Here is a 16,511-nt window from a genome sequence, read left to right on the forward strand (position 1 = left end):
CGCACGTGCCCGCTTTGTGGTCACATGCGCGGCGCTACAGGCGCGAGGAGCCCCGGGCCCGCCTGGCATGCGCCTTGCGGACAGCCTGGCGGTCCAGACGAGGTGCGATATGGAAGTCGGCGTTTTCATTCCAATCGGCAATAATGGCTGGCTGATTTCCAGCACGTCGCCGCAATACAAGCCGAGTTTCGACCTCAACCGCCAAGTCGTGCAGACGGCGGAGCGGCATGGGCTGGATTTCGTGTTGTCGATGATCAAGCTGCGCGGCTTCGGTGGCCCGACCGAGTTTTGGGACCACAATCTGGATTCGTTGACGCTGATGGCCGGACTGGCGGCCGTGACGTCGCGCATCCGCCTGTTCGCCACCGTGCCGACGCTGGCCGTGCCGCCGGCGATTGCGGCGCGCATGGCCGTCACGATCGACAGCATCTCCCAAGGACGATTCGGACTTAACGTCATCACGGGGTGGCAGCGGCCGGAATACTCCCAGATGGGGATCTGGCCCGGCGACCATTATTTCGGCCGCCGCTACGACTATGCATCCGAATACGTGCGGGTGATGCGGGAGTTGTGGGAGACGGGGGTCTCGGACTTCCGCGGCGAGTTCTTCCAGATGGAGGATTGCCGACTGAGCCCCCGCCCCTCGGTGCCGATGAAACTGATCTGCGCCGGGCAAAGTGCGGCGGGCATGGCGTTTACGGCAGAATGGGCGGACTACAATTTCTGTCTGGGCATAGGGTTCAACACCCCCACCGCCTGTGCCCCAACGATTGCGCGGATGCAGGAGGCGGCGGCGAAAACGGGGCGGGCGATTTCGTGCTTCGTGCTGCTGATGGTGATCACCGGCGAGACCGATGCCGAGGCGCATGCGAAGTGGGAGCATTATCGCGGTGGCGCGGATTTGGAGGCGGTGTCGTGGATGATGGACCAGGCAGCCGCGGACACACGGCCGAATGCCGATACCAATGTGCGCCAACTGACCGAGGCCGACCGGGCGTTCAATTTCAACATGGGCGCGCTGGTTGGGTCCTACGCCACGGTGGCGGGGATGCTGGACGAGATGGACGCCATTCCGGGCCTGGGTGGCGTGATGCTGACCTTCGATGAGTTCATTAGCGGCACGGACATCTTCGGCACCTGCATCCAGCCGCTAATGCAGTCGCGGCGCCACATCCAGCCGTTTGCCGAGGCCGCGGAATGAGCGAGCCTGCTGGATACCTGCCCCCAAACGATCCGCAACTGCGCATTTTGGCGGCGGAGCCCGAGGCGCTGACATTTCGGGCGGATCAGTCAGCGTTGATCGTGGTGGATATGCAGAACGCCTATGCCTCCCCTGGCGGGTATCTGGACCTGGCCGGGTTCGATATTTCCGGTGCCGCAGCGGCGATCGACAAGGTGGCGGCGGCGATCATCGCGGCCCGAGACACCGGCATGACGATCGTGTTCTTCCAGAACGGGTGGGACCCGGCGTATCTGGAGGCGGGCGGCCCCGGCTCCCCCAACTGGCATAAATCCAACGCGATGAAGACGATGCGGGCGCGGCCGGAATTGCAGGGGCAGTTGCTGGCGAAGGGGGGTTGGGATTACGCGCTGGTGGATGCGCTGCAGCCGCAGCCCGGCGATATCGTGATCCCCAAGCCGCGATACAGCGCGTTCTACAATACTAATTTGGATAGCATGCTGCGGGCGCGCGGCATTCGCACATTGGTCTTCACCGGCATCGCCACCAATGTCTGCGTCGAGTCGACGTTGCGGGACGGCTTCTTCCTGGAATATTTCGGCGTGGTGCTGCACGACGCGACGCACCAGGCGGGGCCACCCGCGATCCAGGATGCGGCGCTATTCAACATCAAGACGTTCTTCGGCTGGGTAACCAGCGTCGAGGCGTTCCGGGCGTCGTTGCAGGCCGATGCGACACCGGCCTGGCGTATGGAGGGCGACGCCTAACTCGGTTGGATCAAGGGCGCGTGCCGGTCCATCAGGGTGGCGCTGCTGGTGTTGAGGCCGATGAGGTCGACCTGGATACCATGCCGGCGCATTTTCGTCACCACGCCCTCCAGCGCGCCGACGGCGGTGACATCCCATAGATGCGCCGCCGTCAGGTCGATACGCACGACCGAGGCGGTGTCCCGCAGGTCGAATTGGTCGGCGAAGATGTCGGCGCTGGCGAAGAAGATCTGCCCCGCGACGCGGTAGATGCGGGTGTTCGTCGCCGCATCATACTCGCTGCGCACGTCCATCAGCCGCATGACCTTGAAGGCGAAAAATACGCCGCTGAGTAGCACGCCGACGGTGACGCCGGCGGCCAAATTGCTGGTTGCGACCGTCACGGCGACGGTGGCGAGCATGACGATGCTGGACACTTTGGGGTGCCGGGCGAGGTCACGCACGGAGGTCCAGGAGAAGGTGCTGATCGACACCATGATCATGATCGCGACGAGCGCTGCGACCGGCACCTGCGCCACGAAGGGTCGCAGCAACACCACCAGCACGAACAGGAAGAACCCAGCCACGAACGTGGAGAGCCGGCGTGCGCCGCCGTAGCGGACGTTGCTGACCGTCTGGCCGATCATGCCGCAGCCAGCGATGCCGCCGAACAGGCCTGCCGCTAGATTGGCCAGGCCCAGCCCGGTGCATTCCCGCGCCTTTGAACTGGTCGTGTCCGTCAGGTCGTCCACCACGGTAGCGGTCATCATCGATTCGAGCAGGCCGACCACGGCCATCGCCATCGCGTAGGGCGCCACGGTGTGGAGCGTCTCGAAGGTAAATGGCACATGCGGCAGCATTAAGGATGGCAGGCCCTGCGGCAGGCGGCCCAGATCCGCCACGGTGTGGATCGGCATCGGAACGAGCATGCTAAAAGGGGTGAGCACCAGGATACAGACCAGCGGCGACGGGATTGCCGTGGTCAGCCTGGGCAGCAGGTAGATGATGACCAAACCCGCCGCGATCATGGCGTAGGTGTGCCATTCCACCCCTAGCATCTGCGGCACCTGCGCGGAGAAGATAAGGATGGCAAGCGCGTTGACGAAGCCCGTTCGTACCGAGCGAGAGACGAAGCGCATCAGGACGTCGAGCCGCAGCAGGCCGAATACGATCTGGATCCCCCCTGCCAGGATCGTCGCGGCCAGCAGGTATTGCAGCCCGTGGCCCCGCACCAGAAAGGCCGCCACCAGCGCCACCGACCCAGCGGCGCCCGAAATCATCGCCGGGCGACCACCGGTGAAGGCGATGATTGTGCCGATGAGGAAGGAGGCGAACAGCCCTACCTCGGGATCCACCCCGGCGACGAAGGAGAAGGCGATCACCTCGGGGATGAGCGCGAAGGTGGCGACCATGCCAGCCAGCACGTCCCGGCGTGCATCCTGCATGCTGCCGAACCATTCGGTCCGATAGCGGGAGAGGACTGATGGAGTCATCGGTGCAAATGTCCGAAAACAGCGCAGGCAGGTGGCCGGGTCAAACGAGCGGGCGTCCGCATGCGCAAGCGTTGTCCGGCGGATTAGCGGCCGGAAGAGCCACCCGGAGTCACACCGGGTCCAGGACGAATGGAGTAAACTAACCGGCCTGCTGCTGCGATGCAACAAATCCCGGCGGTGTTTACCAGATTGAAGCCTGGCGGTTGAGGGTTCGCTCTGGCGCTACACCGCAAGCGGCTTGCGATTGCGCCGGCGCTTGGCGTGGTCCGTGGGGGCAACCGCTGGTTCGGCTGGCGTGGGCCGCGGCGGATCTGGCTCCTCCGTGCTGCGGGCCTGCTCCGCTGTCTTACCCGCCGCGTTCTCATCCTGCAGCACGGCTGCGACCGGTGCTTCTTCAATAAGGAGATCGGTGGCATCCGCGGCCGCCCGAATAGCGGCTATGTCCGCCTGCGCCACTTCTAAAGCGATCTCCCGCAGTGCAAACGATAGGATTCGGTCGTCTGCAGCGTCGCCGATATCCATCGGGCTGACGGCCTTGCCGCTCACGATCGTCAGCAGGAGATATTCGCCGGCAGTCATAATTTGTTGCGCCGACAGGGTCAGCGTTTCGCGACGCCAGCTGTCGTCGGCCCGAATCGTCCGGGCGATCTCGTCCCCGTCCAGCAAGAAGCGGAGATCCACTGGGCCATCTGACAACGCACCTCGATACAGCATCATGTCGATGTGGAGGTGAACCGGTGCCCCCCTGTCCGAGAGCAGCCGGAGGCTCAGCGTGGCTTCGCCACCATTCGCCCACACCATGGAGGCTTCGGGTGCGTGCCAGTCTTCCCATAGCGCATCGCGGATGTTGCCGCCCTCGGCGAATGAAACGGGCGTGCCAGGTAACAACGTTAGAAACGACGGCGCCTCCATTGGCGGTAGAGCCGCCATCGCCGGTAGCGGGGCTGTAGCCCCTACCTGTTCCATCCGTTCCATTTCCGCAGTTGCAACTGTCCTGATCTCGATCGAGAAAATCCGGAAGGATAGTCGACGCTGGTCCCCGCCTTCGGCCACCATGATCGGGGCGATGCCCGGTGGACCCGAGAAGGTCACACGCATGATATTCAGCGCATCGATCGCCAAGTCTGTCTCAACTTCGATCGTTTCTGTCGAGACGCTCAACGCGTTCGCCGGCAGCATGCTCACTTGGGCTCGTCCGACGATGACTGTCATGGCCGCATCCTCACCAGCCAGCCAATCATACGACACATACCGGATGGTCAGGCGCAGTTTGTCCTGTAAATCGCCGCGCAGCCGCATATGGGCCGTGCTTGGCCGCCCATCGGACCAGGTACCATCCGACTCCGGTGGATGCCAGCCACCTGCAAGCCCTGTGGTCAATCGCGACGTCGTATTGAATTCAAGCAGCGTGTTCAAATCAACCATCGGAGCGGGTACGCCGGCTTCCTGGCGGCGGGGCGCCGCCATCACCACGACCGTTTCGGTCTGCAGCGACTGGATGATTTCTCTGGGAACGCGATCGAAAAACCCAACCCGGCGTACAGTGACACGTCCGAAGCCTTCGCTTCGCACGCCCAGCATACAATGCTCCAACGACCCATTCTCAGACGACATCAGCTTGATCGCGCGGAGTTCGTGCTCCTGGCCAGTGAAGATAAGGCGGCCGACCGATATGCCGTCGAGCGTAATCGCGGCCTGGCACGGGCCATCCACCAGGACGTCGAGGCCGAGGTAGACGGGGGCGTTACCCTGTGCCGGGCGACGCATCGGGATACCATTGTCGTGCTTGAGAACATCTGACCAGATGTTGAGCTTGGTGTGGAAGATCGGCTCCAGCGTCATGTCGAGCACGCGGAGCCCGAGCAAGCGGCCGTCAGTCGTTTCGCTGTATTTCGCTGGAGCGCGCGGGTCTTCAATCTCCAAGGCGACGATTAGATCCTTCGTGTCGCCCAGGAGTTCGCGGTAAATCGGTATATGCAGTTGCTGGGCTTGCGAGCCGACGATCAAGTTGGTGACGACCGTGTTATTGATCGTGCAGCGGACGCGCTGGGGTTGCGTGTCGCCCGGCATGAACGCACGGGCGCGGATCACCAATGCCACACCAACGCTGGCTGGAGCGTCGAGTCGCATCCCCAGTGATGCGACGCTGCCGATCGTCCAGCACCCATCCCGTTCGATGCCGGACCAGCCGCCAAGCTGATACTCCGCGCCGGGCGAGCGGGTACCGCCCTCGACCAGTCCGAACGTAATCGACTCGCCCATGGCGAGCGGCGTCAGCGCCTCGGGTGCCAAGTCATGGGCCAGCGCGTCTGCCACGGTGGACGCGGATTCCGCCCAGCTATAGGGCTCGTAGGTCTTGGCCTTCGTGGTGCGGGCGGCGAGGTAGGCTGGCGTGAAGCAGTAGCTCTGCAACGCCTCGTACCAGCCCTTGAAGTCCATCGGGTCCAGCAACTCCACCAATTCGGGGGCGATCTCCGGCAGCGACCCAGCGTTGGAAGAGAGGCAGAACTTGCCATATCGCAGGCTTTCCGCGACGGGCAGGCCCCAGCCCTCGTACAGGGAGGGATAGACGGTGAACATGCAATTCACGTACAGCCAGTTCAACGTCATGTCGTTGATGCCGTGCAGGATGTGAACGCGGGTGGATGCGATGCCGTCCGTCGCCAGTTGCTTGACGATGTCCTCCGCGCCCCAGCCCTTGCTGCCCACCATGATCAGGTGGGGTGCGCGCTCACCGTAATCGGACACCAAGCGCCGCCACAGCGAAAACAGGAGCGTGTGGTTCTTGCGCACGTCCAGGGCGCTGACATACAGCACGAAGCGGCTGTCGCGGAAACGGCTGACCACATCAACGTCAAGCTCCGCGGCCGGGTCGATACTGGCGGCGGTATCGCCGAGGCGGAAGACGTCGATTGGCGGCAGGGGCGCGCGCACTGCCAATGCGAACTCCCGGATGTCGTCGGCGCTGCATTGCGAGCAGGTGAGGATCCGGTCCGAATACTCCAGTACACGGGCGCAATTGTTGGAAAAGTCTTCGCCGACGCCTTCAGGGAACCACTTCTCAAATTTCCACTGGATGACATCGTAGATGGTGGAGATGAGTCCGACCTTCATCGCGCGCTTCGTGGTCAGCAGGTCCTGCAAATAGGCTCCGTTGCGGATCCACGCGCCGCCAAATAGGACGATGACGTCCCCAGGCGAAAACGGGATTTGGGCGTAGGGTAGTTTATTGTTCCAGTCGGTCATGAATGGCTCGGCCGCCGAAGACCGCAGGTTCTTGTATGCGCCATTCTCCAGCCAGGCGCGGCTGATCGGCAGAAAGCGACGGAAATGCGAGTTCCACAGGATGAACTGCACACGGCTGCCGAGACTATCGGATAGTTCTATCGCCAGCCGGTCCTCGGTCCGGGCGATGCCAGAGGGTGGGCCATCACGGTGAGCCGACGTGGTGAGATCGACAAACAAGGTCTTTGCGCGGTCAAGCGGTAGACTCTCGATTTGGGCGTGGTTGGCCACGGCGGATCGGTACGCGTCCAGCGTACGTTGGGCGTGGATTTCCCAGCTATGCTCGCGGCTGACCAAATCGATCAGGGCCGCGGATTTCTCGTAGACGCGACCCTCCCCATAGGCAGCCAGCACCGCCTCTCGCACACTCGCCAGATCCGCCGGATCGCAGTAGCGGGCCAAGTCGCCGAAATACTCCCGCTCAGACGAGCGGTCACTGAGAACCATGTTGCAGCCAGCCGCCGCGGCCTCCAATGCCACCAGCGGCGCGCCCTCCGACCAACTCGGCAGGCAGAATACTTTTGCACCTGCATAGGCAGAGGCCAGCATCTGGCTGCCCGGCGGCAGGCGACCGATGAAATGAACGTTCGGTGCGTCGATTTTACTGAGCAGCGAAACGTAGGGCGTGGTCTGCTGCTCACCCACGAACACCAGCGGAATGTCCGTGTCGCGCAAAGCCTCAATCAGGGCGAGTTGGTTCTTCCGCGCTTCGACCCGGCCCACACAGAGTACGTAATCGGAGATTCCGAATTCTTCGGCGAACATCGCCGGGTCCGCCCCGGTGTACAACTCAAGGGCAACGGGGTTTGGCACGATCGACGTGGATGGATGTTCGATCCCCTGCTCCCGCAGCAGGGATTCCTCATGGCGACTTAGGAAAATCAGATGGTCCGCGCGGGATAGGAGTTTGCTGACCATGCGGATATAATCGGGGATCGGTTCGTATTGCTTGGCGTCGGGCAGTTGGGCCGCTGCCAGGCGGTCCCGTGCGGCGCTGTAGGCGAATTCCACGCCGACGCTGTCGGTGCCGACTTTGGGCAGTAAATGGAGCGGCGTCTCGTAAGCCTGCTTTTCACGCAGATCGAGGTAGATCGGTGAAATCACCAGGGGACGGTTGGATTTCTGCACCTGACGAAGCAGCAATTCACACTCGGCCGGGTGCCAAATGTTCAGCACGTGCACGACGTCGAATTGTTCGGCGGAGAAATCGCGTCCGGCGATGAATTTGGCATCGACCCCAAGCCGCCGCAGCATGACGGCGGTCCGCGGCGCGCGCGTGGTCGGTCCACCTTTGGACCCAACTTCGCTGCCGTGCACGACGATCGCGGACGAATGCGGCGGCTCGGGCAGTACTTGGACGATGGGGCCGGCAGTCTCGCGCAGGTTCTCGCCCAAGATTTCGCCAAACAGCGTGTTATGGTTTTCGGCCCAGGCGGTCCAGCTATAAGCGGCAACGCTGCTGGCCAGATCCTGCTTTTCCTGTAGCGCCTGCAGCAACACACGGCGCAGATCATTGGCGTCGCCGTTGCGAAACTCCCGGTGAGGAAACTCGGGCACCCACCCGACATTGGACGAGATGATCGGGCAGCCGCAGGCCAGCGCCTCTAGCGCGCACATGGGGCCGCCCTCGACCAACGCTGGTATCAGCACGTAATCGAGCGTGCGGTAGAAGTTGGGAAGCTCTGCCTCCGGCACGAATTGCGATGCGCCGGGCCAGCCGTCACCGGTAAAATGCCAGTCGATATCGGGGATATCCATCACCGACTGCACCAGGGCCTCGCCTTTGCGGCCGGTGTGATAGGTACGACCGACGACGCCGATCTTCAGCCGCGGCCGAAACCGCGTGTGGTCAACGCCGGGGGAAATGGTGCGGACGTTTTGGTGCCCGGCGGCACGCAGGATCTCCTCGGTCGCACGGGATTGGGCGACGGAATAATCCACCGCACCGGCCACTGCGAAGAAACGATCCGCAGCATCCTGCCTCTGCTCCAGATGGGTAAACAGGGCCAACTCGTGCTGGGAAACACGGGCCTGCCGCGAGCCATAGGTGATGTAATATTGAATGTCGGCCGCCGGGTCTGGCACGGTATCGAAGCCCACATAATCCAGCCGGCTCGCGATTTCGTGAGCAAGCCGCTCCAAGATCCAGCCATTGTCGGATATGACGATATGAACCCGCTTGAGGCCGCGTGACATATTAACAGACTACTCCACTGCCAGATGCGCCGGCACATTCGCTACATCCGGCTATCATATCATCACGCTTATCACCAATTGAACGAGGTCGTTTTAACAACGCACTGTTATTTGCTTCCCTTCGGCTGCAGGTGCGCCACATCCGACGATCTAGCCTATTGCCGTTCCTTGGCTCTGAGCGCCGAACGAGCAAGAACAGATGAGCTGTTTTCTGACACAGGGCGAGCCTGATGCAAAGCGCCACATACGGCGCTGTGTCATCGTTAACGGTAGGTCTGCCCCGATGCGGACCTGTCTTCGTGTTCACCAATGCGCCACGGCAACGTTCACGTCAGGCCGTTACATAGGGTGGCATCGGTGCTTCGGCGCCTTAGTGAGCGAGGATGCTGCAGATTATGCATAAGAATGTTCTGAAGATCGGCCGTGGGTCGCGGACGGCACTAGCCGCCGTTCTTTTGGCCGGCACGGCGCTGGGTGGGTTTGCCGCCGGACACGTGGCCCTAGCGGATACGGCGCCGGCAACCACCTCCGTCACCACCGCAGCGTCCGGCGCAATCCAGCCGACGGCAACGGCGCATCTGTTGCCGGACTTCTCGGACCTGGTCACCCAGGTTCGCCCGGCCGTGGTGTCGATCACCACGAAGTTGCGCGCGCAGCCGGATGACGAAGACTCGGGCATGCCGAACTTCCCCGGTATGCGTCACCCCGAGCAGGGCCGCGGCCATGCCATCGAGGCTCGCGGGTCGGGCTTCATCATCGATGCCGATGGCACGATCGTGACGAACAACCACGTTGTGAAGGACGCGCAATCCGTGTCGGTGACGATGGATGATGGCACGCAGCTTCCGGCGAAGATCATCGGGCGTGACCCCCGGTCCGATTTGGCCGTGTTGCGGGTCGATGCCGGGCACAAGCTGCAGTTCATCCAGCTTGGCGATTCGAACAACGTGAAGCCGGGCCAGTGGGTCGTGGCGGTGGGCAACCCGTTCGGGCTGGGCGGCACCGTGACCTCCGGCATCGTGTCGGCCCGCGGACGCGACATCGGGTCGGGACCGTATGACTCGTTTATTCAGGTCGATGCGGCCATCAACCAGGGCAACTCCGGAGGCCCGCTGTTTACCCAGGACGGCAAGGTGATTGGCGTGAACACCGCCATTCTGTCCCCATCGGGCGGCAGCGTCGGCATCGGCTTCGCCATCCCGTCCGACACGGTGCGCAGCGTGGTGGCCGAGTTGGAGAAGAGCGGCCACGTCACACGCGGCTACATCGGCGTGCAGGCCCAGCAGGTAAGCACCCAAATGTCGGCAGCCCTGCACCTGCCCTCCGCCAACGGTGCATTGGTAGCCAGTGTCGAGCCGGACAGCCCGGCATCGAAGGCGGGCCTGCAACCTGGTGACGTGATCCAGACGGTGAACGGAACCAAGATCGCCAACCCGCGCGACCTGGCGGTTGACGTTGCTGCGGTGACGCCGGGCGAAGACGCCAAGCTGGAGTTGCTGCGCGATGGCGACAACAAGTCCGTCTCCATCACGGTTGCATCGCTGCCGAGCGACACGCAGGACGGGACCGACGCGGCCTCGGCACCACGAGGAATCGGCGTCGCCCTGGCGCCGCTATCACCCGATATGCGCAATCGCTTCAACGTGCCGGGGCGCACCCAGGGCGCGATGATCGCAGAGATAATGCCGGGCTCGGCGGCCGAGCAGGCTGGGCTGCAGCCTGGTGACGTGGTGGTGGGTGTCGGCAACAAGCCGGTCAACTCGCCGGCTGATGCGGTGTCGGCGATCCGGGCGGCGACGTCCGGCGGCAAGACGGCAGCGCTGCGCATCATGCGGGACGGCAACATGGCATTCGTGGCGGTTGCCGCAACCACGAGCGGCGACAAGTCCGACCAAGGCTGAGGCCATGGCGCCCGGGGGTTAGATCCCCTGGCGCCACGGCAAAAAATGGGGCGGTCCGGTAACCCACCGGGCCGCCCCATTTTGCGTTTGGCGCGCTCTACTCGGCCGCGTGCGCCAAAGAGGCGATACCATCGCGCGCGGCCACCAGTTTGCGGACCCGCGGCAGCAACTCGCGGCCATACTGGATCGCGTCGACCAGCGGGTCGAAACCGCGGATCAGGAAGGTAGTGATACCCAGATCGTAGTAGTCGAGCATCGACTCCGCGACCTGGTCCGGCGTTCCGACAAGGCCGGTCGAGTTACCTTGCGCCCCAGTGAGTGCGGCGATACCGGTCCAGAGCCGCTTGTCGACGCGCGCACCCTGGGCGGCTGCGGCCAGAAGGCGGCGGGAGCCCTCGTTGGCCGGCTGCTGCGTCACTTCCCGTGCATTGTTGGGCGAGCGGCCGCTGCCGCCGCTGGCGCGCAGTGCCTTGGCCTGTGCCAGAATGTCATCGGCCTTGGCCCACGCCTTATCCTCGGTATCCGCCAGCACTGGGCGTAGCGACAGGCTGAACCGAGGCTGGCGACCAAACGGAGCGGCAGCAGCCCGGATCTGGGCGACGAGGCTGCGCACCTGGTCGTAGGTTTCGCCCCACAATGCGTAGACGTCGGCATGTTTGCCGGCGACGGCGATCGCGCCCTCGGACGCGCCGCCGAAATAGACTGGGATGCCGGAAGGGTTGTACGGCTTCAGGTCGCCGAACCCGCGCTCCACCTGGTAGTATTTGCCGGCATAGTCGAAGGGGGTTGTGGACGTCCATTCCTGGCGCACGATGTCCAGGTATTCACCAGTGCGGGCATAGCGCTCGCTCTTGGTCAGGTGGTCGCCATCTTGCGCCAGTTCGACGTCATTGCCGCCTGTGATGATGTGCACGGCGGCGCGGCCCTGGGAAAGATGGTCCAGCGTGGCGAGTTGCCGGGCGGCCAAAGTGGGAGCGGTGAAGCCGGGGCGGTGGGCGATCATCAGGCCCAGCCGTTCAGTCACGGAGGCGATGTGCTGGCCGACCAGGATGCTCTCGGCCGAGGTCGAGTTGAAGGCGATGAGCACGCGGTCGAAATCGACGTGCTCGTGCGCCTTAGCGACGGTGGCGATGTAGCCCGGGTCGATCGCGAGCCCGGTGCGACGCATGGTTTCGGATGAGTTGAAGTGGCCGACATAGCCGATGAATTCGACGCTCATGGTGGAAGCTCCCGTCTTCGTGGCCTAGCCGGCCAGGGTTTCGTTGAACGATGCGTCGAACGCCTTGCGGGCGTCGACGCGGGTGCGGATGATCTTGGCGGCCAGATAGAGGTCCGCCGTCTTCTGTTCGTCCGCGATGACGCCGTCATCGATCGCAACCGGCTTGGTCGCATCGGTGTCGATGGTGAGGCGGGCGACCGGCTCGGTCACACCGATCTCCGTGGCCAGGACGCGAGCGTAGTCCGCCGGATGGCTGAGCGCCCAGCGCCGGGCAATGGCAAGGCGGTGGGTGAAGTCGACGATTTGCGGCCGGTAGGTGGCAATGGCCAAATCCGTCGCGGTAAGGAACGACAGCCCCGTCATGAGGCCGTTGCGCCCGTCCACGATGACCCGGGCTTGATCCACCAGCTTGGCCTGCGCCACGTAGACGCCCCAGGAGCACCAGGCATCGACCGACCCGGCACTGAGTGCAGTCTTGGCCTCCGCCGGTAGGAGGTTGACGACCGTGTAGTCGGAAGGCGACCATTTCTGCTGCGCCGCCACTGCCAGCACCAGCAAATGGCCGATGGAGCCGCGGTTGACTGCGATGCTGCGGCCCTTCAGGTCCGCTACAGCGCGGATTGGCGAGTCTTTGCCGACCATGATCGCGGTGCCGCCCGCGGTCGTGCGAACGGGGGCGATGATGCGCCCGCGCAGCCCAGCAGCCAGCCCGAAGGTCGTTGGGGCATCGCCGGCGAACCCGAGGTCAACCGCCTCGGCGTTCAATGCCTCCAGCACGGGAGCGGCAGCGGGAAACTGACTCCACTCTAGGCGGTATGGCAGGTTGTCCAGCACGCCGGCAGCCTTCATGACGGATTGAGTGCCCCCCTTCTGGTCGCCGGCGCGCAACACCGGGTCTGCGGCAAAGGCAGCGTGCCGAATGGCCAGGGCCGGCGCTGCCAGCAGCATGGCGCGGCGGGATAGTTGGAATTCAGACACGAAACCTCTCTCTCCGCGCAACGGGATCGCAGCGGCGTTATTCGTCAGTCAGGTGCAAACGAGCCGGCCGGAAAATGCTACTCGCGCAACGCCCGGCCGCGACATCGGACGGCGCGTGACCGCCGGATGATCTGGCTCTGACATGGTGCGATGCACGGTTGCATAGGGTGAAGGTCAGATCGCCGGGGCCAAGTGTCAAAGACTAAACAGTGGACTGGTTGCAAAAAGGATAGGCTTGCTCCACCAGAGCCACCGCGCAGTAACGTTCATCGCTTTAAGGCAGCGGATTGAGAACCTTATCTGCTGACGACCGCGTGATTACAGCGTCGACGTGGCCAGCGAGACCCGGGTCGGCAGGGCGGCGAGCAGGCCTGCGAGGTGAGTTGCCAAATTTACGGCCTGTCGGCGCAGGTCCGGCACGGCAGTCATCTCCCAGAACATGCCGCGCGTCAGTGGCCCGATGCCGAAGATCTGCCGCGAGATGCCGCCTTCGCCATCGCGAAGGGCGCAAGTACCGGTCACGTCTAGCCCCAGATGCAGCGTGTCGGGGCGGGCCATGCCGGTATCCAGCAGGGATCGCAGCAGCGGATCGTCGGTGCGGGCGTAGTCGTAGGATGGGCCGGAGCAATTGATCACCCGGGCAGCCAGCAAATGGCCCTCGCCACCCCCGTCGCGCGGGTGGATGCGAAATCCGACTTCGACCCGGTCGCTGCCCACCGCCTCATACGTCTCGATACGGCCGCGGCGAACGCGCAATTGGAAGGCGGCTCGGGCAGCGGCAATCCTGTCGGCCAGTTGCGGCGCCAGGCGGTGTCGATGGACGTCCCACCACGGGCGTAGGTGTCGGAGAAACGCCTTGCGCCCAAGTGTCGGCATGGATTGCCACAGATCCTGCGTGAAGGGGCGGATCGAGTCGACGGCGGCCTGCCAATTGCTGCCGCGGGAGGCGGCGTCTTCCGCCTCCCGCCGCAAGGCGGCCAGCAAACCCACCGGGTTGCTCGGCAGCGGCGGCAGGGGGCGGGGCAGTAGGGCAGTAGGGGGCACATGCGTCCGGGGAAGCAAGCCGCGGCGCGACATGGCGGTGATGGGGCCGGTATGGCCGCGGTCCAGCAGGGACAGGATGGTGTCGATGGCGGTGAGGCCGGTGCCGATGAGGAAGACTGGCTCGGTCTGTTCCAGCCCGTCCAACGCGTCAGGCCGCCATGGGTCGGCGTGATAGAACGGGCTATCGTAGAAGCTGGGGTCGGCGATGCGAGGGGCGGCCGGGGGGAAGTTACCGATGGCCAACACGGCAAGGTCGGCGGTCAACGCGCGGTCGCCGTCCAGATGCAGCCGCAGGGCCGACCCGGCGGGCACGATCGACTGCACGTTGCCGCGCATCATCGTCAGGCGGCCTTGGATTTCTGGCCGCCGCAGCTCCGTCTGCAGTGCATGGCGCAGATAGGCGCCGTAGGCCTGGCGGGGGACGAAGCCAGGGCTGTCGGCGCTTTGCCACTTTGGATGGGATTGCAGCCAGTCGACGAAGTCACTGGGCTGGTCCGGAAAGGCAGTCATCCGGGCGGCTGGGACGTTCAGCAAGTGGTTCGGGTTCGCAGTGGCGTAGGCTAGGCCGGGCCCGAACTCCCCCACGCGTTCCAGCAGCACGATGCTGGTGCCTGCGGGAACGCGGCGCAGGGCCTGGATGGCCAGCAAGGTGCCGCTGAAGCCAGCACCGACGATCGCGAGAGTGCGGGACACCTTGCCTCCATCTGGACTGGACGGGACCTACTGGGCCGGGGCCGCCATGTCCACCGCAGCGTGCGGGTGGTTAGGCGGCGCGCATCTGCCGGGCCAGGTTCTCCCCGATCATCACGCAGGTGAAGTGCAGATTCGCCCGGCAATCCGCCGGCATGATGGAGGCGTCGCAGACCCGCAGGCCTTGCACGCCACGGACTTTCAACTCTGGATCCACGACGCCGCGGGGATCTTCGTGCGCGGTCATGTGACAGGTGCCCGCGGCGTGCTGGATATCCGCGGCCTCCTGCAGCAAGAGCGCGTCCAACTCGGGCGGAGGCAGGGCGGCGGCTTCGGCGGGGGTGAGGCTGGATTCGCCGAAGCGCATGGCTTGGGCCAGGTGGGCGATGGCTGGTTGCGCGGTGAGCACGGCTAGACGGCGCACGGCGTCGCGCATCCGCTCCAGATCGCGGGGGTCGGAGAGCATGTTTTCTTCCACCACCGGGTCGATCTCGGGATCGGCGGAGGTGAGGCTGAGTTCACCGCGGGAGAAGGCTTCGTATAGGGCCGCGCCGATGGCGCCCTGCGGCCCGGGTTCGGTGCCGAAATGGCCACGATGGTTGTAGCCTATGAGGATCATGTCGCGGTCGCCGCCACCCGCCAGACGGCTGCTGTAGGTGACGCAGGAATTGGTGTGCCGGGCGTCCGCGTCCTTGGCCTGGAACTCCGGCCGCAGATCCAGGGTGGCGCGGACGATCGGGTGGTCCATCAGGTGGCGGCCGACCGAGGCTTGGTCCCGCAGGACGGTGATGCCCAACTTGCGCAGCGCCGCGGCGTCGCCGATGCCGGATCGCATGAGGATGGCTGGGGAATGGATGGCGCCGGCGGACAGCACGATCTCGTGGGCCGCGATCTCCTCCCACGGGCCGCCATCGAAGCGGACGCGGACGGCGGCGGCGCGGGTGCCGTCGAACACGACGCGGTCGACCATGGCGCCGCCGCGGATTTCCAGGTTGGGGCGGCCGCGGGCGGGCTCCAGATAGGCGTCATTGGTGGTGACGCGCTGCCCGACGCGGCTGTTGATCGGATTGCAGGATATGCCCTCCCCGGTCGGCGCATTCAGGTTGGGCTTCCATTTGTAGCCGCAGGCCAGGGCGGCGTCGCGCAGTGCCACGTCGACGATGCCCCATTCGGCCAGGGGGGCGCGATAGACCGGCAGCGGGCCGCCACGGGTGGCGCCGAAATCGGCGTCGTCCTCGATCTGGTCGAACAGCGGCATCACGTCGGAGGCGGCCCAGCCTTCGCACCCTGCCTCTGCCCACTCATCGAACGCGGCCGGGACGCCACGGATGGCGATCTGGGCGTTGACGGTGGAACTGCCGCCCAATGCCCGGCCACGCCAGTAGAAACGGGGAGCCTGCGCGGCGGTGCGGCGGGACATCAGCTTCGGCCACTGCCATTCGGCCTGATGCGCCGGGTCGTTCATGAAGGGGATGATGTTGGCGGATCGCAGGGCGTGGGGCGCGTCGGACGGGCGCCAGTCGCGCCCGGCCTCCAGCAACAGAACGCGGCGGGACGGGTCTTCCGACAGCCGGGCAGCCAGCGGGGCGCCGGACGAACCGGCCCCCACCACGATCACGTCATACATCGGTATTTTTTCTCAGCGTTCCAAAACAGCGGGATGGCCGAGGGTATCAGGCCCGTGACGTTGGCGCGATAGGCAGCCGGCTGGGCGAATTGGCCGAACGGCACGACCATTGCCTGGTCGTACAGCACGTCCTGGAACGGCGTTCAATGTCT

General features: G+C 64.6%; 9 protein-coding genes and 1 other annotated feature. Of the genes, 3 read left to right on the forward strand and 6 right to left on the reverse strand.

All coding sequences use genetic code 11. The features are described from left to right. Positions 1 to 109: 109 nt before the first annotated feature. Together rutA and rutB are read left to right on the forward strand one after the other, a co-directional pair. Positions 110 to 1,201 (forward strand): pyrimidine utilization protein A, encoded by a 1,092-nt coding sequence (rutA, locus tag GSQ76_RS21495; protein ID WP_158746142.1) that lies wholly within the window; start codon positions 110 to 112, stop codon positions 1,199 to 1,201. Next, complete coding sequence (rutB, locus tag GSQ76_RS21500) at positions 1,198 to 1,947, forward strand: pyrimidine utilization protein B (RefSeq protein WP_272482686.1); 750 nt, start codon at positions 1,198 to 1,200, stop codon at positions 1,945 to 1,947. The genes rutA and rutB overlap by 4 nt, the downstream gene beginning before the upstream one ends. On the opposite strand, the gene GSQ76_RS21505 is transcribed toward rutB, so the two are convergent. Both GSQ76_RS21505 and GSQ76_RS21510 read right to left on the reverse strand, forming a co-directional pair. Then, positions 1,944 to 3,371: a SulP family inorganic anion transporter gene (locus tag GSQ76_RS21505; RefSeq protein WP_254070558.1), complete on the reverse strand. Its 1,428-nt coding sequence runs from the start codon at positions 3,369 to 3,371 to the stop codon at positions 1,944 to 1,946. The genes rutB and GSQ76_RS21505 overlap by 4 nt on opposite strands. 117 nt (positions 3,372 to 3,488) lie before the next feature. Continuing rightward, positions 3,489 to 3,544: a sequence feature (sul1 is cis-regulatory element that is thought to sense ions involved in sulfur or methionine metabolism; They are found in Alphaproteobacteria), on the reverse strand. A 97-nt stretch (positions 3,545 to 3,641) separates the two neighbouring features. Then, positions 3,642 to 8,900, reverse strand: coding sequence for a glycosyltransferase (locus GSQ76_RS21510; RefSeq protein ID WP_158746144.1), 5,259 nt, complete (start codon positions 8,898 to 8,900; stop codon positions 3,642 to 3,644). A gap of 395 nt (positions 8,901 to 9,295) precedes the next feature. Here GSQ76_RS21510 and GSQ76_RS21515 point away from each other — a divergent pair, with 395 nt between their 5' ends. Continuing rightward, positions 9,296 to 10,801 (forward strand): trypsin-like peptidase domain-containing protein, encoded by a 1,506-nt coding sequence (locus GSQ76_RS21515; RefSeq protein ID WP_158746145.1) that lies wholly within the window; start codon positions 9,296 to 9,298, stop codon positions 10,799 to 10,801. Between the two features lie 97 nt (positions 10,802 to 10,898). Here the strand turns inward: GSQ76_RS21515 and GSQ76_RS21520 are convergent, their stop codons facing one another. The 4 genes from GSQ76_RS21520 to GSQ76_RS21535 all read right to left on the reverse strand — a co-directional run bounded on the left by GSQ76_RS21520 (position 10,899) and on the right by GSQ76_RS21535 (position 16,359). Then, positions 10,899 to 12,020: an LLM class flavin-dependent oxidoreductase gene (locus GSQ76_RS21520; protein WP_158746146.1), complete on the reverse strand. Its 1,122-nt coding sequence runs from the start codon at positions 12,018 to 12,020 to the stop codon at positions 10,899 to 10,901. Between the two features lie 24 nt (positions 12,021 to 12,044). Then, on the reverse strand, positions 12,045 to 12,998 hold the full coding sequence (locus tag GSQ76_RS21525) for an ABC transporter substrate-binding protein (protein WP_158746147.1): 954 nt from the start codon (positions 12,996 to 12,998) through the stop codon (positions 12,045 to 12,047). A gap of 318 nt (positions 12,999 to 13,316) precedes the next feature. Beyond that, positions 13,317 to 14,735, reverse strand: a complete 1,419-nt coding sequence (locus GSQ76_RS21530; protein WP_158746148.1) for an FAD/NAD(P)-binding protein — start codon at positions 14,733 to 14,735, stop codon at positions 13,317 to 13,319. 70 nt (positions 14,736 to 14,805) lie between these two features. Beyond that, positions 14,806 to 16,359 carry a GMC family oxidoreductase gene (locus tag GSQ76_RS21535; protein WP_158746149.1) on the reverse strand — a complete coding sequence of 518 codons (1,554 nt, stop codon included), beginning with the start codon at positions 16,357 to 16,359 and terminating at the stop codon, positions 14,806 to 14,808. Between the last annotated feature and the right edge of the window lie 152 nt (positions 16,360 to 16,511).

The organism is Acidisphaera sp. L21 (assembly GCF_009765685.1).
Classification (GTDB): Bacteria; Pseudomonadota; Alphaproteobacteria; order Acetobacterales; family Acetobacteraceae; genus LMUY01.